This is a genomic window from Bacteroides sp. NSJ-48 (assembly GCF_014287405.1).
In the GTDB taxonomy this organism is placed as follows: Bacteria; Bacteroidota; Bacteroidia; order Bacteroidales; family Bacteroidaceae; genus Bacteroides; species Bacteroides stercoris.
Genome location: NZ_JACOOD010000005.1, coordinates 139,831 through 160,778, shown reverse-complemented (window position 1 = coordinate 160,778; position 20,948 = coordinate 139,831). Strand labels below are relative to the sequence as shown.

Sequence of the window (20,948 nt, the reverse complement as noted above, 5' to 3'; positions counted from 1 at the left end):
GATAGAATTATGTGAGAAAGCACCGAAAAATGGCAATAAGAATGGCATATGAAGTGGTCATGTCCTATCATCTTCATATGCCATCTTATTTTTTAGGGACATTTACTGAATATCCCTAATTATTTAATGATGTATGAAAAACATTTTTAAGACGATGCTTCCCATACTGGCAATGGCTGCTTGCGTATGGGCAAGTTGCTCGGACGACAAAGACGATCCGACACCCGGCAAACCTGCTTTACCGACCATCGCAGTGAGTGAACCCGCCCTTAGCGCCGACAACGCCAAGGCTGTAGTAACCGTTACACCTTCCGAAGAAACGGAAAAGTGGTATTGGAAATGCGAACCCAAGGGGCAGAGCGCTGCCGCGTATACGGCTGTTACCGGTAAGGAAGAAGCTAAGCTGGAAATTCCCATTGATATGGATGTGACTTATACGCTGACTGCTTATGCCGAGAATGAAACGGGCAAGAGCAAGGAGGTTTCAAAGGAATTCACATTCAAGAGCGAGGACGTCATGACCGAGCTGGTGGAGTTTGAAGTCAAGAACCTTTCCGCTTTCTCTATGGATGTAGTGGTGAAGAAGAGCGCCAAATGTGCCAAGTATGTAATCGGGGCGACTCCGAAAGGCTATATGGGGACAAACACCACAACCGGAGAAGAGGAATACGTAGAGATTTATAAGGAGGCTACCTTTATTGAAAATGCCGAGACTTCCTTGAATCCTGACGAAAGCTATCCGATGCAGCCTTATAACTGGTCGGATGTCAGCGCCACTTTCACAGAGAGAACTTTGTCAAGATATGCCTTGAAAGACAAAGACATCAGCGAGAGCAAGGGTATCATCCTGAGATCGCTGGAAGTGGACGAAATCAAAATGATTATCGCCGTGTATGCGCTGGATGCCGAAGGCAATTCCAAAGTCTATACACAGGAGATTACCATTCCCGAACCGGAAATTACCGGACAGGTAGCGGTATCCATCGATGTTCCTAAAGACAAGATAAAGATGAGAAGCTTTGAGGCTACCTTTACGGCAGATGCCAATTGTAGCAGGATACATGTGGGACAATCGAGTGCAGGCTTGATTGCAAGTGGCGGTAAATCCTTTGATAACATGACTGAGGAGGAAATCTGCGCCAGCATCGTCCGCTTGGGTGCCGAAGTTCCTTTGGCTTATACCGGAGCGTTCTCCAAAGAGTTTGCCAGCAAGGATATGGTGCCGAATACTTCATACATCGTATATGCTATTCCTATCGATAAAGAAGGAAAAATCGGCAAGGTTGTTTATAAGTCCGTTACAACGGGAACTCCCGTTTACGATGGAACCGGAGAGATTACATCTGTAACTTTCCCCGACCAGATTTCACCGGAAAAACTGCTTGTGGATATTAGTGTCAATGACAAAGTAGAGTTTGTACGCGTATTGTGGGATATGGGTACAGGACCAGGTTCTCTGGACCTTAAAACAATAATGGCAGACGAAGATTCAAGAGACGTGCATTGGCATGAGTATGCTACGGCAGATTTGCCTAAGCTAAAGACTGAAGAAAATAATGGCGGTCTGTATATTACTTCTCCGGGCTCTACCTATTATTTACGTGCTGTAACTGTTGATAAGGATGGTAAGTTGAGTGAGATAATTGACTTGGTAGAGAAAGCTAATAAGGGAACCAATGGCATCAAGACTAAAGAAGAAGAACCGGAAATATCGGTTACCGATTGGGAGGGCACAGGTAAACTTACTTTGACTGTTGTTTCAACCGGAACCAATGAAGAAACAGGCTTGTACACTGCTGATTTGAAGGTTGTAAAGGGTGAAAATACGAAGCAGGTCTATATGGTAAAATGGTCTGGTGAGGCACAACCGACTGATATTGATAATTATATAAAAGAGCTTCCTTATTTTGTAAACTTCGATCCTGAGGCTGGAGCAGTAGGTGTTGTAAGCATCGTTTTGGATAAGAATACAGCCGAAAAGACAACAACCGAAGAGTTCATGGATGAGTATAGTGCCATGTGGGGTGGCGATTCCCGTATCTACGTTACATTAGATAATGACGGAAAGTTAAGCATAGCCGATTGGTATATTCATGGTTACGGAACAAAGAATAATCATTAATAAATCCATTCCCCAATTAATATCCTCAAACCAGTAAATAGCATTTTATAACTTCGGAGCGTAATGAGCAGGCGTAAACGCCGTTCATTACGCTCTTTTTCATTTCGACCGAACAGCAGATCGGTTTCCATTCAAATGTAATGGAGTTAATAGCTGATCTTTATTCCGGCGAAATAGCTTCGCGGAGCAGCCGGACCGTAAATATATCCGGAGTCACGCTCCACTCCCTGATCGAAATCGTTCTGATAAGCATTGAACACATTCTGCACACCTGCACTCAATTGCAGGTCCACCGACTTATAAAGTTTGAAATCATAGGCCACCTTGACTCCCATATCGAAGAAATCGCGTGTATTCACCGCCACATCCTTGTCAATATAACCGGCCATGTGCTGCACCAGCATCGAGCCGGTGTACGTGCCCGACAGGGATAATGAGAGAGGCTTGATCGGCGTATACGTTGCCGTAAAGTATCCATAGGTATTCGGTGTACGGAAAATCTTCTTCTCGGCCGGTGCCGTTTCGCTCCACTTTTCCGGTTCGTCATAACGGCTCTGTTGCAAGGTGACTCCTGCCTGTAACTGGAACAAAGAGAGATAAGCCATTTTTCCCTCCATCGATAGTCCCAATACTTTGGCACCCGAACCGTTACGCCGCTCTTTGATAAGAATGCCGTCCCGCTCTCCGATGTTCTCGAGTACAAATACATCCGACAGTCTGGTATAAAAACCTTCAACCAGGAAGTTCACCTGAAAAGCACCGAAACGGTGATACATATCGGCTGAGGCGCTGAAACTCTGAGATTTTTCCTCTTTCAGATTCTTGGCACGCTCAATCATTGACACCGTTCCGCCTACATTCTCAATATGCAGGTCTTCGTCGAAAGCCTGCGGGGCACGGAAGCCCGACGAATAACTCAAGCGGAGATTAATGTCCTCGGAAAGATTGAAACGGAGATTGGCACGAGGGCTAAAGATAACATGGTCGATCAGATTGTGCTTATCCAGACGTCCGCCCAAGAGAATGCTCCATTTTTCGTTTTTCCATTCATTCTGCAAAAAAGCACTACCGATATTTACCGTCTGCTTCGTATAACGGTTGTATCCCCACATATCGTCCTTCAGGTTATCCCGGTTATACTCCAATCCCGCAGTCAGGTCGGCAGGCATGAAAAGGCATTTACCGAAACTGTACACATATTGAGAACCGCCGATAAAGGTCAGGTCCGTTGTCTTTCCATAGGCATTCTGGTCTTTTTTGCTGCCATAATAACTGTCGCGGTCCGTATGCTGTGCCGAAGTATAAACGGTCAGGCGGTGTTTTTCATTCGGAGCAAAATAATCGAATTTCAAGCCGCCGCCGTTGATAGAGTGCTGAATCTGCTCGGCAATGTCAGCCTCGTGAGGCGGACGGTTCAGCAGGTTTCCGCCACGACGGAACTCCTGTAAGTGATGATACTCGAATGTCAACTTAGAATAAGTGCTTGTCTTGAGGAACGAACGGAAGCCGACCGTCTGGTTTTTAAGTTTCGGCATTTCGGAATAACCGTCTCCATCATGATCGTACGCATCCCGATGACGGTTCTGCCCGAACACATAGAGTCCCGCCCGATGATTATCGGTCACCAGCGATGCATTCAGCGAAGTATTATTATCGAAAGACGAGCTGCCTCCGATAGAAGTAAGGGTATGTGCCAACTGCCCCGAATTGCGCAGTGGCTCCTTGGTGATGATATTAATGGTTCCGGCAATGGCGGACGAACCGAACAGGGCAGAACCTCCGCCTCGCATCACCTCTACGCGCTCAATCATATTGGCAGGAATCTGCTCCAACCCGTAAACACCGGAAAGGGCACTGAAGATGGGACGCGAATCGATAAGAATCTGTGTATACGGACCGTCCAGTCCGTTGATGCGCACCTGCTGGAAACCGCAATTCTGGCAGTTCGTTTCGACCCGGACACCGGGCTGGAAGTTAAGCCCCTGCGAAAGTGTAGGCGAGTTTGTATTCTCAAACATCTTCATATCTACCACATTGACCAATGTAGGTGCCAGGCGCCGTTTGGTCACGCTGCGATTGGCCGACACCACCACTCCGTCAAGCGCCACGGCATCTTCTTCCAACTCAAAATTTTCTTCAAGTGTCTTTCCTTTCCTGAGACTGACATTGCGACTGATGGTTTTATACCCCACCGAACTGGCTTCGAGCACAAAATTCCCTTCGGGAAGGTTTTTCAGGAAATAGTGTCCGGTGGCATCCGTCACCGTACCAATGGTAGTTCCTTTCAGGGCGATTGTTATATAAGAGAGGTGTTCACCTGTTTTTTTATCGAGTACATGACCGATAATATTGGCATCAGACGCTTTCAGTTCCAGCAGCTCCGGTTGGTCGGCCATAGCAGGCAACAGGGCACAGCACAGGCCAACGAGGAAAAATATATATTTCTTCATTTTCATTTTTGGATAGTAGAATTACTAAATAAATTTTTCTAAATAATGCAGTGAGAGAGAGGTTTTATCTTCCGGCAGGAGGTGCCCGCAAAGATACCACGCCCACGACGGACGAACAGTATCCTGCCCTATCCGGACGCCACGAAAGGGTATAGAGCAGATAAGCAATAAACTGAAAAGAGAGAAAAAAGATACCGGCTCCGGTAGTCGCCACGTGGCTCAGCAAATGAATCAATTGAAATTCGACTGTGGTGTGACTATGGGGAGAGTCTTTCTTAAACGGGTGCGAATGGACAATGGTCACCCCATTCACTACATGCGAGTGAGTAAAGAGTGTGATACCTGCCATGTACGATATAAATAGCACAGGCAGAAACCATCTCATTATTTTCAGGTACCCTTGTTTCATCCGTTTAGTTTTGTGGCAAAGATACAAAGTATTCCATAATGGAACAATCCCTATTTATGGGGATAATAAATACAGCCATTATCTTTCCCTCCAAAGCGCATCTTCGAGTGTTTCCTCTATAAGTATCAGGCAGAAAGCATGCAAGAACCAATCCGTTCCACCGTGGAGAAAGTTTTGTTCTGCCACGGAGTAGTTTTTGTTCCACCACGGTGGAATGAAAACTACTCCACGGTGGAACGGGATAATCTTTTGCTTTGACTTTATTGGCAGCCATCTTGCTGCTAATGAGCGGAATCAATACACCTTTCAAATACTTATAAAACCCTGCGAAACCTTACGATAGTCTTAAATTTATAAATAAATGTCTTTTTTGTGAAAAACAATCTAAAAAAGCGATGCGTTATTATGGCGTATAAATTAAAAAGTTATCAATGAGATTATTTTATTTGTCAGAGCATCGTTCCTGCTTCAATTATCAACTGAGGTATGAAAGCGGATTTTCACGGTACGAATTAACTGCACACGAAGAAGGCCGGATTGATAATGACGGTTGCTTCTGTGTACTGTTCGTGCTCAAAGGAGAGGTGCTGGTAGAGCTGGGCAGGGAACATACCATCTCCGTGCATGCCAACAGGATGCTGCTCATACCTCAGCGGGAAGAGAACCGCTTGACGGGCATCACCCCGGCAGAATACCTCCTGCTGTTCTGGAACAAGGAAATAACGGTGTGCGACAAGATGTATTTCGATTCCATTTCTCATGAGAAACCTATTGCCACCAATGACCACACCCTGCCCATCCGTAAACCGCTGCTTCATGCCTTGAGGCAGGTGCTGTTTTATTTGGAAACGGGACTGCTGTGCAGGCACATGCATATTCTTAAACAGCAGGAAGTCATTCTGATACTGCGCGGCTTTTATGCCAAAAACGAACTGGCTGGCTTTTTTGCCGGCGCTTCCGGAATGGGGAGCAAGTTCGAGGACCTTATCCTGAACAATTACCGGAAGGTAAAGACCGTCAAGGAGTTTGCCAGTCTGTGCTGCGTTTCGGAACGCTCCTTCAACCGGAAGTTCCAGCACTATTTCAATCAAAGTCCCTATCAGTGGATGCAGGAACGGAAAGCCGAACTTATCCACGAGAAAATCTGTAACCCGGATATCGCTTTCCGGGAAATAGCCAGGGAGTTCGGTTTCAGCTCTTCCGCGCACCTCACCTGCTACTGCAAGAAACAGTTCGGCACAACCCCGACCCATCTGCGCGAGGAGAGCCACATCAAAAAACAATCGTAACACTATGAAATATTTAATGGAGAAGAAAAACCACTGCATGCATAGTTTTGAACGGCTTGTCAGGAAGATGTCCATGCAGATAAAAGACCCCAGGGAGCAGGATATTTTCTGCTCGCTGCTGACAAGGAAAGACGGCATGCAGGAACTTGCGGAGAAATACGGCCTTTCGGCAAAAGAACTGGCCTCTATGTATGAGAGGTCGGTAGAAGAGATTATGGACGATTGGGATGCCATGGCGCAGGAACGGCAGGAGCTTCAGGCGATTAGAGTGAGATACAGGAATTGCCGGTCGCTTCTGTCCAAAAGGAACATCGACCGTACTCCGGTGAGGGTTGTCGTACCGTTCAAGGAGCGGGGCATCCCCGTTGAATACCTGAAAATGCTGTCGACGCCTCTGGCAGTGCTTGAGATAACTCCGAGAATCCTGCGCAGGCTCAGGGAGTATAACATCTATCTGCTGGAAGACCTTCTGCGCTTTGTCAAGAAGAACGGATTCAATGCGTTGGCAAAGCTGCACGGCATAGGCATGAAATCGTGCGAGGACTTGTATTCGGTATTGAAGCGGAAAGGCATCATGGAGAGTAAGGACAACTGCCATCTGTTTCAGTATATATGGGTGTGAAACAGATGTTTACCGCTTGTTTATTCTTTTTTCGGGCACTTTGTCCGAAAAGGGAAATTAATTGTCTTTTATCTGAAATGATGCGTTGTAAATGTGTATGTATTTTTGCAGACGAAATAAAAGGACTTCTTGCTGCCCGAAACTTACATCCGTTTGCCATTTGCATCTTATAAACAGTATATACAAACTATAAGCTAATTAAACAATTGAAATTCAGATGAGTAAATTTAAATTTGTACAATGGTACGGGATAGTTGTATGCCTGTTGATGGCCGCCTGTACCGATGTTGACATCACCATGCCCAAAGGGCCTAAAGGTGATACCGGGCTTTCGGCCTATGAGTTTTGGAAAGAAAAAGTAGCGGACGGAACGGTAGACTGGCCGAAAGACCAGACGGAAGTTGCGGACTTTTTCAAGTATCTTAAAGGAAATGACGGAAAAGACGGGAAAGACGGAAAGAGTGCTTTTGACCAGTGGAAGGATATGATTGCCGACGGCAGCGTGGACAATCCGCACAACCCCGGCAGCAAATGGCCGGCAGGCAATAATACGGTGCAGGATTTCTGGTATTTCCTCACAGGCGCTACCGGCGAGAGCGGCCAGACACCGCATATCGGCGATAACGGCCATTGGTTTGTCGGAAATGAGGATACAGGCATTGCCGCGCAGGGAGAAGCGGGCAAGGACGGTGCGAACGGTAAAGATGCCGTGCCGCCTACCGTAACCATCGGTGATAACGACCACTGGTTTGTCAATGGTGTGGACACCGGTAAGAAGGCCACGGGTACGGACGGAAAAGACGGTGTGTCGCCCACGATTACCATCGGTGGCAACGGCAACTGGTTCGTAGACGGTACGGATACGGGTAAGAAAGCCGTCGGTGCCGACGGGAAATCTCCGGAAGTGGCCATTGGCGAGAACGGTAACTGGTATATCAACGGTACGGATACCGGAAAGCCATCTTTCGGGAAAGACGGTAAGGATGGTACAAACGGAACAAATGGTACAAACGGCGCAAATGGTACGAACGGAAAGAGCGCCTATGAACTTTGGAAAGAATACATCGCATCCGGTGAAGTGGACAATCCTCATAAACCCGACCAGAAATGGCCGGCAGACCGGAACAAGCAGACGGACTTCTGGGATTTCCTGACGGGTAGGTCTTCGGTGATTGAAATACAAGTAGGAAAATATAATGTCATTCCTGATTATTGGAACTCCCAGTTACGGGAATATGTGATTCCTACGGACGGTTCGGTGCTCTTTACCGTGTATGACAAAACGGGAAAGAAAGTAGCCGCAGGTGTGCAGGTAAGCGGATTGCCCGGAGTAGGAGCTACGGAAACCTTCACGACGGATGACAACGGACAGTTCAAGGTGGCATGGGATAAGTTGCCGGACAACCAGCCTTTATCACGCCGGACAGGCAGTGTAACCGTAACGGTTGGCGGGGTGCAGGAAACAAGTGCCAATAATACGCTGGTTCCGAATAGAATAAATGTGAGGGCTACGGTGAGTATGGTATATTTGAGCAACGCCTCGTCTGATATAAATGCTACCAGATATGCAAATATATCTTTTAAATTTGAGCGTCAGATAGACGGAGAATGGGACGATTATCCAAGTAGTCTCAACTCTTATATGATGAAGGCTGCTAAAATTAAGGACATAAACCTACCTGTAAATGAACAGAATTTGGATAAAGATAAGAGTCAAACTTATGATTACGGTTATTCATATCTCCGTATACGGCGTCCTTTGGTACTGACTCCTACGGAAAAAGCTAACGTGGCAAAGAATGATACGATTAATGGGTTGTTAAAATACGAGTGGGATGGGAACGAGTTTTATTCAGGCCTTTACTTCGGTGACGGTGCCGGTTCTTATAATGATTACGGCCAGACCGTATATTTGCAGGATAAGATTCATATTCCGGAAATATATCCGACACCGGGCTTCAAGGAAGGAGCTGTCTTTTTGGAAATCAAACAGGGAGTAACCACTTTATGGGGTGAAATCGATACAGACCAGTTGCCTGATTTCTATAAAACATATGCTTATCCGTCAGGGCAAGATAGGTTTACGAAAGACCCGGATACCGGTATCTGGAAATTTCCGGAAGGCAAGCTGCCAGCTTCCGATTTGGCAAAAAATCGTGCTGTATTCATCCAAATGCGTACGTTTGTTAACGGAACGGGAGGCACTGTGCACACCGGTACTGTACCGCTTTCGGAAGGTGGCAAACACTTTATGCTGACAAGCGCTTATCCGGGTAATTGGATAGGTCTGGATATCCGGAGTAGAACTAAAGGAACCAATCAGATAACATATAGTGCGACTTACGAATATCGCAGCAGATTTGCTTACTACCTGCTGAAAGAAGGTGAACAGTATTTCCTGGTTGACTTTGCCGACAGAACCAAGCGTATACCTTTGGAGATAAAAGAGTGTCCGGCAGACTGGATGGATTGATTGATTGATTTACGGTAGATAAATACATATTAATATGAAGAAAAAAACAATACTATATCTTGTCTCCCTCTTCTTCCTGTCAGTTCCTCTGACGGGAAGAGGCCAGGACAAGAAAGCATGGGAAATAGGTGCAGGCGGTTCGTTGATAAACTGGAGCCGCGTGTCTGTCACCGGTTTTCAGAGTACTCCGGATAATTATATGTACAACCTGAAGGCCAACCACCTGATGGGAGGAGCAAACCTGTATGTGGCACGGGAACTGAACCGGTGGTTTTATCTGGATTTGCAAGGTACGGTAGGCGTGGCGAAAAACAAGAACCGGATTGCGGGCAATGACCGGAAACACGACCTGCTGTATATGGGCGGTTTGGGTATGCAGTTCCGCTTTACCCCCTTGTTTGAGTCTCAATGGGTGGAACCCTACCTCAGAGTGGGGGTGAATTACCTGCATAAGAATTTTGCGTCGGCCTATGGCGGCAATTTTGTGGACGACCCCACGGGAGAGGCGCACTGGGAATCGTCCGATGTGTGGAATCCCGGCGGGCGCTCATCGGATAAGAACTCTTTTGTTCCGCTTTCGTTCGGTGCAGGTGTAAATGCGTGGCTAAGCAATTCCTTCGGGCTTGGCCTGCAAGGTGAATATCTCCTGCCGGTGCAGAAGAATCTTCCTCACTTTGTGCAGGTGTCTGCCCGCGTCATCTGGCGCATTGGCGGAAAGAGCAAAAAGCAAGCTCCGGTAGTGAAGTATGTGGAGATAGAGAAACCTGTTGAGGTGGAAAAGATTGTTGAGCGGATTGTAGAGAAGCAGGCGGATACAGCCGGTTCTGTCGAAGCAATGGCGTGCGACCTGCTGGATAATATCTACTTCGAGTTTGATAAGGATGTGCTCACGGCTGCTTCGGAAAAGACGCTCGACAGGCTGGCCGGGCTTCTGAAAAGCTATCCCGACGCCCGCTTCCTGATTACCGGCTACACCGATGCAAGGGGAAGCAGCGCTTATAATACGGACCTTTCCAACCGCCGTGCCAAAAGAGTGTATGAGGCATTGCTCGAACGCGGCGTTCCGGCAGCTATGCTGAAATGGCACGGTATAGGCAAACGGGCAAGCATCATCCCGGTTGCGGCAGGCAACAGTGTACGCGAGGGCGACAGAAAAGTGCTGCTGGAAAGAATTACCAATATGAAGTACTGGGAAGCTCTGTAAACAGGCTTTCAACATCTATTTATTATAAATTTATGTACTAACTTAAAACAGAAAAATTGTATGAAGAAGATTTTAGCAAGTCTATTATTGTTGAGTGTTGCGGTTGGCTATGCTGACGGACAAACGGCGCTGACCGGAAACAAGTTTGCCGACAACTGGGCGATAGGTGTCAATGCGGGTGGAACGACTCCGCTGACGCATCACTCGTTCTTTAAGAACATGCGTCCGGTAGTGGGTGTGCATGTCGATAAGTATCTGACACCTACCTTCGGCCTGAGCCTGGAGGCTATGGGCAGCTTTAACACTACGGGCAGCAAAACGGCTTTTGACGCGTCAAACGTCAGTCTGCTGGGGCTGGTCAACTTAGGTAATCTGTTTGCGGGGTATAACGGTGCTCCCCGTCTGTTTGAGGTTGAGGCTGTGGCAGGTATCGGCTGGCTGCATTATTACGTAAACTCCGGTATGGGCGAAGACCGTAACAGTATGTCCAGCAAACTGGGACTGAATTTCAACTTCAACCTGGGAGAAAGCAAGGCATGGACATTGGCTGTGAAACCGGCTTTGGTGTATGATATGAACGCTATGGGTACGGAAGCCGTGCGTTTCCATGCCAACCGTGCAGCCTGGGAAATCAGCGCCGGGCTGACTTATCATTTCGGATGCAGCAACGGTAGCCATCACTTCACCGAAGTAAGGCCTTACGACCAGGCGGAAGTCAACCAACTGAACGCCCAAATCAACCGTCTCCGTGCCGAGGCCGACAATACCGCCAAAGTATTGCAGGATGCCAACCGGAAAGTTTCCGATTTGGAAAGTGAACTGGCAGCTTGCCGGAACCGGAAACCGGAAGTGGTGAAGGATACTATCGACAACAGCAAGAAACTGTTGGAGTCGGTGATTACGTTCCGTCAGGGCAGAATCAGCATCGATAATTCACAGTTGCCCAATGTGGAGCGCATCGCCACTTATCTGAGAAATCATAAGGAAGCGGGAGTCGTTATCAAAGGGTATGCCTCTCCCGAAGGCAGTGCGGAGGTGAACGAACGCATCGCCCGCCAACGTGCCGAGGCCGTACGCAATATGCTGGTCAATAGATATAGAATCGCCAAAGACCGGATTGTTGCCGAAGGTCAGGGAGTGGGGTATATGTTTGAAGAACCGGACTGGAACCGGGTGAGCATCTGTACCATAAATACCCGGCCGGATGCTGCGGAAGGAAAGTAGTGAACCAGTTATGTAGATTTTAGATATAAAAAGGGTTGTGTAAAGTAAAGAGACCGCATGCGGCAGCAAGCCGTTGCGGTCTCTTTTTTATTGTGTGCCGTTCTTGTCTTTTACTTCTTGAAAAGCTCTTTCAGGCTTACCGTCTTGTTGTTAATCAGCGGGTGCGCCCAAAAACCGATGAATGTGATGTAGCCTACAAACACGAGGATAATCAGCATTCCGGTACGCAGCGAAGTGGCATCGGCAAGCATGCTGATAATCATCGGGCCGCCTGCTCCGCCCACGATTGCCGAACACAGGATGCCGGCAAACGAACCGTGGTGTTGCGATGCCGAATTCAGCGCCAGCGAGAACACGATGGAGTACATCATGGAAATGCTGAAACCGATGGCAGGGAAGGCAATGATGGATGCTTCCTTGCTTCCGAAGAGTGCGGTGAGCAGTAGGATGATGGTGAGTCCGCCCGATAGTTGGAGCAGCCGTTTGCTGTCAATGAGCTTCAACAGCACCATGCCTACGAGGCAGCCGGCAGTCATCAGTCCCCAGAAGTAACTTACGGCCTTTGCGCCTTCCACCTGCGGGTTCACTCCGTGATACTGCTCGAGGAACGTACTCATAAAGATGGAAGTTCCCTGTTCCGTACTTACATAACAGAAGATGCCGAGGAAGAACAGCCATACGTATTTCTGCCTGAACAGCGCCAGGTAGGAGTCTTTCGAACCGCCTTTCTCATCTTCTTTCAACTCGATTTTCGGGAAACGGGAAATCCCTACGGCAACCAGCATCACCAGCAACAGCAGCGTGAATACCCAGTAAAGCGATACCCAAGGCAGGTCGGGCGGGGTGATACCTGCCAGCAGGTCGATGAAAAAGTTCCTGCCTTCCGTGTATATGTCCGGATTGAGTTCGTGAATGAGGTACGTATATACCAGCGGACTCAGGAACGAAGCGATGCCGAATACGAATTGGGCCACTTCCGCCACGAAAGCATAGTTTTCTTCGCCGCCTACAACGCGTTGCAACGGGTTTAGCACAGTTTGCAGCATAGCCATGCCCAAGCCGATGATGAACGATGAGGCAAGCAGCATGGGGTAAGTGTGTATGCAGGCAAACAGCGTAGTGCCGATGAACGGCATCAGGAAGCCCAGAAACAGCACCGGTTTCTCGCCGAAACGGTCGATCATCAGTCCGGCGGGAACCGACATGATGGCATAGGCGATGAAGAAAGAAGTCGGGATAAAGCCCGCCATCGCCAGGTCGCTCAGGTTAAAGTTATGGATAATGTCCGGAATGAGCGGTCCCAGGATATTGGTGATAAACGATATGGTGAACCAGAACGCCATAATCAGCGCCAGCATTCCTAAATTCTTTTTCATACTATTTCGTATTTAGTGAGAAGACCAGTGACGCGGCGCCGATACTTCCTGCCTTGTTACCTAAAGATGCAGCCATGATTTGAGTGTTCACGGCACAGTCGGCTATGGCATAGCGGTGTGCCTTCTCGCTGACTTTCCGGATATAGAAGTCGCCGGCTTCGGACAGTCCGCCGCCTATTACGATGCGTTGCGGGCTGAAGATGTTGATGAATCCGGCGATGCCGTGCCCCAGAAAATCGCAATGCTCGTCCAGGCATTCCGTTGCCAGCTTGTCTCCTTCTTTGTAGAGGCGTACGATAAGCTCTCCGTTGATTTCCTCGCCCGGAAACGAGATGCCCGCTTCTGCGGCACGCTTACTGAAACGGCGCACCAGTGCGGAAGTGGAGGCGTAATGTTCCAGACAGCCCACAGAGCCGCATGCGCAGGGTTCGCCGTTGGCGATGAGGGGCACATGGCCCAGTTCGGTGCCGCGGTTGGCAAAGCCGTTGAACAGCTTGCCACCGATGACCACCGCGCCGCCGATGCCGGTTCCTACGGTCAGGAACACCACATTCTGTGCGCCTTGTCCGGCTCCGTACATCGTTTCTCCCAGTCCCATCAGGTTGGCATCGTTGCCCATCTGCACGGGCAGCCCCGTTTCCGCTTCGATGCGGTCGGCAAGATTCAGATTCTCCCAGCCTTTGATATTCTCGGCTCCGCCCAGCACAATGCGGTTGGTTTCGTCCACAATGCCGGGAGTGCCTATACCTATTCCTTCCACCGCTACTCCGAGTTGCAGGGCCGAAGCCATTGCCTCTTTGCAGGCGGTTACCAACTGGCCGATTACCGCTTCCGCAGATACATCGGCTTTCGACGGCAGCTTCCCTTGAAAGTGAAATACGCCTTCATTGTCGATAAGGGCGTATTTCACGGAAGTACCGCCAAGGTCAATTCCTATAGCGTATTTTTTCATGATTGTCAAACTCTTTCAGCCCATATAGGAGAACTCCATGCCCATTGTCCGTCGCGCTGGCGCACGCGTACATAATAATAATCGGTGTCGCGCTGCGGCTCTTTGTCTTCCATGTAGTGCTCTACGGTGAAGCAGCTTTCGGGCATGGCGCGGTTAAAGAGAATGGCTTCGCTCAACCAGCCTATCATGAAGTGCGAACGTGAACCTTCGAGCAGTTCGCCCAGTGTGTGTTCGAACTTCTTGCCGTTGAAGTCTGCGGTGAGCACACCGTCTTTCGGCATCTCCAGGTCGAGGATTACCGCCTGCATGGCTGCGGTGGTGGTATTCGGGTTCTTGCTGCTGTACAAGTCCAGTTCCGTTTCCTTCTCGCCTACGGAGAGGATGCGGTTGACATGTGTCTTGAATTCGGTTTCGCCCTCCTGAGGCGAGGTGAAGGCAGCGCCGCGGAAGCAGGGGGTAACGCTTACGATACGGCCCTTGTTGACAGACAGCTTGCCTTGCCAGTGCACATAGCGCTCTTCGCGGTTCCAGCCGAAATCCACTTTTACTTTGCAGCGGACGGTATCGCCTTCCGGTGCAACCGGGGTCAACGGGCCGTTCATGCGTGCCAGTATCTGGCCGTTCTTGACAACGTCTACATAATCGATGCAGCTTTCGCCGGTTACGTTCAGGTAGATGCGGCGGCTGTTGCCACGGACTACATCGCCCATGAAAGCGTCGTTGAGGCGGAAGTCGATGATGATTTTATCACCGGTGGCGGCACATACGTGGCGGGTGCGGAGAGCTTCCCAGATGGCGTCGCGGGTCAGTGACGGAGCCAGGACACCGATGCGGCCGTCGCCGTAGCTGCCCGGATAGCCGGAGTGCTGGTCGGTGGAAGCCATGATACCGAATTTATGTCCTTGCTCCAGACCGTACTGGATGGTTCCTTCCCATTGGCGGGGACCCATATCGTGCAGGTACGGGTAGTCGCCCTGGTCGCTTTCCGCCAGGCCGTGACGGGAATACATCTCGACGAACGGAGTGATGTCTCCTTCGGTGAAGCATTTCCAGTTGTAACCGCGGTAACCGCCCTGATAGCCCATGTGGTGCGGAGTAACGAATACTTTATGTCCTTTGGCTTTCTCTTTCCAGTCTTCGATAGAGGTACATTCCACGAGCGGCGCATCCAGGTCGTAGTTCAGCGCCACGTGGTCGCCGTGCTCCATGCTGTGGGCCTCGTATCCGATGAAGGTAAGGAATTCGCCTTCCTTGTTGTATTCGTTGCTCATCTTTACGTACTTCTCATAGCCGCCTTCGCGCAGACGCTTGAAAGCTCCGGTATGGTAGTCGATTACCCATTTCAGACGAGGGTCGTTTGCACCCGGAATGTCCGGCCACATGGCATGGGGCGTTACGCTGACAAAGTCCAGCTGGCCTTTGGCCGCCTCGAAAGCATCGCGCATATCGCCGTGTCCGTAAGTGAGGTTGCAGTGGTTGTGCAAGTCGCCCCAGAATACTTTCAGGTTGCTTGCCGACGGCATAATCTTCTTTGCTTCTTTGCTTCCTGCCACGCAAGAGCCGAGCAGGCTTCCCGAAGCTGCCAGTCCCAGAAAAGACCAGCCTGTGTTTTTTAGAAAACTTCTTCTATCCATGATAATAAATTTAATGGTTTTATCTGTTTTTCATTAATCTTCTGTCGCCCTTGAAAAGCTCGTTTACTTTTTCGTCGGGGTCGTTGTCTTTATACTGTTTTTGAGTCTCTTGCAGCAGTTGCATCAGCTCTTTCTGCTTTTCGGCGTATTCGGGCTTGCCGAACACGTTGTTCATTTCGCGCGGGTCGGCTTTCAGGTCGTACATTTCCCATTCGTCGATGTCGTTGTAGAAATGAATCAGTTTGAAGTCCTGTGTACGGATGCCGTAATGACGTTTTACCGAATGCTCGGCAGGGTATTCATAATAGTGGTAGTAGGCAGCCTTGCGCCAGTCGGCGGGTGTCTTGCCTTCGTTCTCCAACACCGGTTTCAAGGAAGTTCCCTGAATGTCCGACGGGATTTCCACACCGGCAAAGTCGAGGAAGGTGGGAGCGAAGTCCACATTCATGCAGATTGCATTGCTTGTGCTTCCCGCCTTGATGGCTTTGGGGTAGCGGATGATAAGCGGCATGCGCTGGCATTCCTCGTACATGAAGCGCTTGTCGAACCAGCCGTGTTCGCCGAGGAAGAAGCCCTGGTCGGAAGTGTAGACGATGATTGTATTGTCCAGCTCTCCGGTCTTTTCAAGATAGTTCAGAAGGCGGCCGATATTTTCGTCCACAGACAGCACGGTAGCCAGGTAGTCGCGCATGTATTGCTGGTATTTCCAACTGATTAACGCCTTACCTTTCAGGTCGCCCTTGCGGTATTCGGCAATGCGCTGCGCATATACGGAGTCCCATTTGTCCTGTACGGCGGCAGGCATGCGCTTGTACACGCTGTAAAGGCGGTTGGTGGTATCCTTCAGCATCTCTTCGCGGGTCAGCAGTTTCAAGTCCCAGTCGTTGGTCAGGGTATGTTCGATGGACATGTCCTGCTCGCGGGCTGCTCTGCCGCGTCCCTCGTAGTCGTCGAACAGGCTGGCGGGTTCCGGGAATGTGGTATTGTTGAAGATGCCCAAGTGGCGCGGAGCCGGCATCCAGTTGCGGTGAGGCGCTTTCTGATGATACATCATGCAGAACGGTTTGCTCTTGTCCCTGCCTTCGAGGAATTTGATGGCCTTGTCTGTGATGATGTCCGTGGCATAGCCTTTCTCTACGATATGTTTGCCGTCTTCCCAGAAATCGGGGTCGTAATAATCGCCCTGTTCGTGCTGGCCGCTCAGGATGCTCCAGTGGTCGAAGCCCTGCGGTTCGCTGATAAGGTGCCATTTGCCGATCATGGCCGTCTGGTAGCCGGCTTGCTGGAGCAGTTTCGGGAATGTTTGCTGGTCGCCGTTGAAGGTGCTTGCATTATCCGTAAAACCGTTTTCGTGGCTGAACTTACCGGTAAGGACGCAGGCGCGTGACGGGCCGGAAAGGGCATTGACCGCGTAGCAGTTGTCCATACGGATACCTTCGTTGGCTATACGATCCATGTTGGGAGTTTGCAGGAGATTGCCGCCATAGCAGGACATGGCTTGTGTGGTATGGTCGTCCGTCATCATGAAGATAATGTTCGGACGCTTGGGTTCTTCTTTTTGCTGGCCGGCACAGGAAGCGAGGCTTAATGTGGCTAACGGAAGAAGTACATTGGAAAGATTGTTTTTCATAACCGGGATTTATCGCTTTTCATTATGAAGAAAGGGAGTGCTCAAAAACTAAAATCGCTATCGATTGGCTTTTCATTTTTGGGCACTCCCTTTCGTCATGTTGCTTTTATATTATAATTTGTAATTTAAAGACTGTTTCTTGCCGTTTACTTTCACCTCTACTTCCAGTCCGTTTTCATTGAATGTCTTGTTTTTGAACTTGGCAGACAATTTGGGGGCGTCTGCGCTGTTCTTTATCGGACAGATAACGGTGATGTAACGTACTGCATCTTCGCTGTCTTTCTTCACATTGAAGGATACGTTCATGCGTTTGTAGCGTTTGCGGTAAGCGGTGGAGCACCAGCCCGGCTCTTTTTTCATCGTCATGCCTTCGGGGCCGAAGCATTGCAGCTTCATGTTGCTTCCTTCTTCAAACTGAGTGACGAAAGTCATGTCCTCGCGGCTGTTGGCGATTTCGCCTTTCGGCATCTGGTAGTGCAGGTTGATGGAGCCTTTCTGGCTTCCCACCATTTCGTCTACAATTACGAAGTAGCTGTTGTCTACGAAGAATACGGAACGGCGGTGTTTCAGGTTCTTGTAGCTCGGATTCTCGGTAACCAGTATCTGTACGTTGCCTTCCGGCTGCCACAGCTTGGTTACGGATTCGGTCTGGTCCAGATTCTTGTTGTTCAGCGTTACGGTGTTGTGTACGCAGGTCTGACGGTGCCAGTTGCGTTGTTCCATCACTTCGCCCTCGCCGGCATATACGTAAGAACCGGAATCGGGGAACAGGTTTTTGCCGTTGAACCAGAGTTCGAAAGTACCGTTATCCGGCTGGCAGTGCCAGAATGCTTTCGGACCGGCCTTTACAACCATTTGCATGGCATCCGTTCCCCAGGAGTTACGGAATACGAAGAAACCGGATTTCAGGAAACCTTTAGAGAGATATTCGGGCAGTGCGCCTTCTTTACCATCGGTTGCCAGATATTTGATGAACTGGTTCTTCGGGAACATCTTGCTCCAGCTGCGGTAGTTCTTCAGCATTTCTTTCTTATTGGTGAGCTTGGCATCGCTGAAACACGGGTTGGTGTAGTCGGGGAAAGAAACGTTGGCATAGAATACAATCATTTTCTCGATTGTATCCAGGTACTCCTGCGGGAACTCGTTGCGGAAACCGTTCAGGTCGGCAATGTTCAGTGCCTTGCAGAAAATGTTGATGGCAGCGAGGTGATAGTGCGGGTCGAGTTCGAACTGTCCGCCGTCGTTATACACCTGTACGTTGATTTCACGGTTCATGATGTCGATGCCGCTCTTTCTCCAGGCAGCAGCCTCTTTGAATTCGGGGAAGAAAGCGCCGGCGTAGATCATACGCTGTGCCTCGAACAGCAGGTGATTACCCTGTGCAGAGTAATTGCCCAATATATGGATGGCATGTTTGTGGTAGTTTACCAGGAACTCGGTCAGGAACTCCGGGGTGAAAGAGGGAGACGGGAGGAACAGTTGGAACTGTGAGGTCTGGTCTTGCAGACGGTTGCTCACTTCCAGCGGACGCCATGCGAAACGTACATTCTCTGCGTCATCTTTCAGTTGGGTATTGCCTGTCAGTTCATATTCATTCTTGTTAATCTTCACCAACGGGTTTTTCTTGATCCAGTCGATATACTGTTTGGTCCACTCTACGGCGTATTTCTCGTCACCGCTTACACGATAGGCCTTGCCCATGGGAGTAAACCATTTGTGGCGGTGCAACTGCCAGCGCAGTTCGTTGTCCTTTACCGGCCAGTATCTCCAGTTGATGTCTTCACCGTAATTGAATGACGGCTGGTAGCCTTTGTGGGCAAAGAATGTATGTTGCAGAGCGTCGTCGGCCATTTTCTGTTCGTCCTTGCCGATGGTAACCTTTTTCAGGTTTACGTCGGGAGTCTTCACGTTGGTACGTGCACGGTAGTAGTCGAGCAATGCTTTGGCTGCATCGGCATCTTTGCCTTCCTGGTGCAAGGCCTTTACTTTCTCCAGTCCGGGATAATCCAGGTTGAGGAGCGAGAACACTTCGGTTTTCAATTCCTGGGCATTTGCTTTGCCAACGAAGCAGGCAAGCGCCAGCAGGACGATATATTTAAAAGTCTTATTCATAATGTTTGTTGGTTTACAATATGGCTATTAGAGATTTTTGTAGCTGATACCTTTCAGATCCATGAAGCGTTTCAGGGCTTCCAGGTAATAGTAGTCCGCATAGTTCAACGGAGTGTCGATTTCCGAACCGTTAGGCAGCGAACCGGTAGAGTGCATCAGGATGAATCCTTGGTTTTCGCCAACCTTTGCCAGATAGGCGTCGCCCGACAGGCTCTTCAGGATTTTCTCTGCATAATCCAGGTATTTCTTTCCGTCGGGAACCATTGTGCTCAGCTCTATCAGGGCGGAAGCGGTTACGGAAGCGGCGGATGCGTCGCGCGGAGTCTCTTCGGTTACGGGAGCGTCGTAGTCCCAGTAAGGAATGGCATCGTCGGTCTTGACACGGTTCATAATCATGTCGGCCACTTTTACGGCGAAATTCAGGAAAGTAGTGTCTTGCGTCTCACGATAGCAGGCGGTATAGCCGTATACGGCCCATGCTTGTCCGCGTGCCCATGAAGAGTCGTCGTTCTTGCCCTGGAATGTCTGTTTCTTCTCTACCGTGCCGTCGTTGTTGTAGCTTACTACGTGCCAGCAGGTATAGTCGGGGCGGAAGTGGTTGTTCATGGTAGTCATTGCGTGTTTTACGGCGATGTCTTTATAAGAGTTGTTGCCGGTTGCCTTGGCTACATTGAACAGCAAATCCAGGTTCATCATATTGTCGATGATAACGGGGAAGTTCCATGTTCCGAAGTCCCATGAACGGATAGCCGAGATGGAATCGTTGAAGCGTCCGCACAGGTTGTCGGCTGTTTCTTTCATTACGGCTGCAATGGTGTCGTTAGGAGCCAGACGCTCGGCGTTGCCGTAACTGCAATTTACCATGAAGCCCAGGTCGTGCGTACCGGTGTAGTAACGGACGGGGTTCAACAGGTTGGTATATTGGATGGCCCATGTTTTCAGTGTATCGTTGCCCGTCAGTTCGTAGGCATACCATAAAGAGCCCGGATAGAAACCGCTGGTCCAGTCATAAACGCTGCACAAACGGCGTTTTCCCAACTGGTCGGCTGTAGGCTGCGCACGGAGCGAATCTTTGAAAGTAAGCGAGTCTCTTTCCAACTGGCGGCACAGGAAGTTCATGTCATAGCCTGTACGGATAGAACGCGGCAGCATATTAGTGGACGAAATTTCTTCTGCGGTTAATTGCAGTTGCGCAGAGGCTGCGTCCAAGCCTTTTTTAATCCAACTGTAGTCTTCTTTGGGTTGTGTTTGGCATGACACGAAAGTCAATGCACCCAAAGCCAAGAGAACAAGGTTCTTTTTCATGTTATTCGTTTTTAAAATAATTGATTTTAGTAGATTTTGTAACGAAAGCAAAGCTAACGGATTTTTTATGGTTCTTGTAGCAAGAATGTTGAAAAGGCAATTAATCCGCGTTCTTTGAATGTCACTTTTGTTGAAAAGAGTTTAGA

14 protein-coding genes are annotated in these 20,948 nt (G+C 49.3%); 6 read left to right on the top strand and 8 right to left on the bottom strand.

The window, feature by feature from the left end; genetic code table 11:
- The first annotated feature begins 133 nt into the window (after nt 1–133).
- On the top strand, nt 134–2,122 hold the full coding sequence (locus H8S52_RS04200; RefSeq protein ID WP_186909345.1) for a hypothetical protein: 1,989 nt from the start codon (nt 134–136) through the stop codon (nt 2,120–2,122).
- 146 nt (nt 2,123–2,268) lie between these two features.
- Here the strand turns inward: H8S52_RS04200 and H8S52_RS04195 are convergent, their stop codons facing one another.
- The gene (locus H8S52_RS04195) at nt 2,269–4,572 is read right to left on the bottom strand and encodes a TonB-dependent receptor (RefSeq protein ID WP_186909344.1); all 2,304 of its coding nucleotides are present in this window, start codon (nt 4,570–4,572) and stop codon (nt 2,269–2,271) included.
- 64 nt (nt 4,573–4,636) lie between these two features.
- A complete protein-coding gene (locus tag H8S52_RS04190) occupies nt 4,637–4,957 on the bottom strand; it encodes a hypothetical protein (RefSeq protein ID WP_016661593.1) in 321 nt (106 codons plus the stop codon).
- A gap of 455 nt (nt 4,958–5,412) precedes the next feature.
- Here H8S52_RS04190 and H8S52_RS04185 point away from each other — a divergent pair, with 455 nt between their 5' ends.
- From H8S52_RS04185 to H8S52_RS04165, 5 genes are all read left to right on the top strand, one after another.
- Nucleotides 5,413–6,270 (top strand): helix-turn-helix transcriptional regulator, encoded by an 858-nt coding sequence (locus H8S52_RS04185; protein WP_186909343.1) that lies wholly within the window; start codon nt 5,413–5,415, stop codon nt 6,268–6,270.
- A 4-nt stretch (nt 6,271–6,274) separates the two neighbouring features.
- A complete protein-coding gene (locus H8S52_RS04180) occupies nt 6,275–6,892 on the top strand; it encodes a hypothetical protein (RefSeq protein WP_117907508.1) in 618 nt (205 codons plus the stop codon).
- 217 nt (nt 6,893–7,109) lie between these two features.
- Entirely contained in the window at nt 7,110–9,365 is a 2,256-nt protein-coding gene (locus tag H8S52_RS04175; RefSeq protein WP_186909342.1) for a collagen-like protein, read from the top strand.
- Nucleotides 9,366–9,399: 34 nt separating this feature from the next.
- Entirely contained in the window at nt 9,400–10,569 is a 1,170-nt protein-coding gene (locus tag H8S52_RS04170) for an OmpA family protein (protein ID WP_186909341.1), read from the top strand.
- A 60-nt stretch (nt 10,570–10,629) separates the two neighbouring features.
- The gene (locus H8S52_RS04165) at nt 10,630–11,793 is read left to right on the top strand and encodes an OmpA family protein (RefSeq protein ID WP_128129064.1); all 1,164 of its coding nucleotides are present in this window, start codon (nt 10,630–10,632) and stop codon (nt 11,791–11,793) included.
- 110 nt (nt 11,794–11,903) lie between these two features.
- Here H8S52_RS04165 and H8S52_RS04160 read toward each other — a convergent pair whose 3' ends face one another.
- From H8S52_RS04160 to H8S52_RS04135, 6 genes are all read right to left on the bottom strand, one after another.
- Nucleotides 11,904–13,169: a sugar MFS transporter gene (locus tag H8S52_RS04160; protein WP_186909340.1), complete on the bottom strand. Its 1,266-nt coding sequence runs from the start codon at nt 13,167–13,169 to the stop codon at nt 11,904–11,906.
- Between the two features lies 1 nt (nt 13,170).
- Nucleotides 13,171–14,124: an ROK family protein gene (locus H8S52_RS04155; protein ID WP_117740305.1), complete on the bottom strand. Its 954-nt coding sequence runs from the start codon at nt 14,122–14,124 to the stop codon at nt 13,171–13,173.
- 2 nt (nt 14,125–14,126) lie between these two features.
- Nucleotides 14,127–15,755: a hypothetical protein gene (locus H8S52_RS04150; protein WP_005658169.1), complete on the bottom strand. Its 1,629-nt coding sequence runs from the start codon at nt 15,753–15,755 to the stop codon at nt 14,127–14,129.
- A 19-nt stretch (nt 15,756–15,774) separates the two neighbouring features.
- Nucleotides 15,775–17,385, bottom strand: a complete 1,611-nt coding sequence (locus tag H8S52_RS04145) for a sulfatase (RefSeq protein WP_162487330.1) — start codon at nt 17,383–17,385, stop codon at nt 15,775–15,777.
- A 111-nt stretch (nt 17,386–17,496) separates the two neighbouring features.
- Nucleotides 17,497–19,497 (bottom strand): heparin-sulfate lyase HepC, encoded by a 2,001-nt coding sequence (hepC, locus tag H8S52_RS04140; RefSeq protein WP_186909339.1) that lies wholly within the window; start codon nt 19,495–19,497, stop codon nt 17,497–17,499.
- A gap of 27 nt (nt 19,498–19,524) precedes the next feature.
- Nucleotides 19,525–20,802, bottom strand: a complete 1,278-nt coding sequence (locus H8S52_RS04135; protein WP_005658163.1) for a DUF4995 domain-containing protein — start codon at nt 20,800–20,802, stop codon at nt 19,525–19,527.
- Nucleotides 20,803–20,948: the final 146 nt, after the last annotated feature.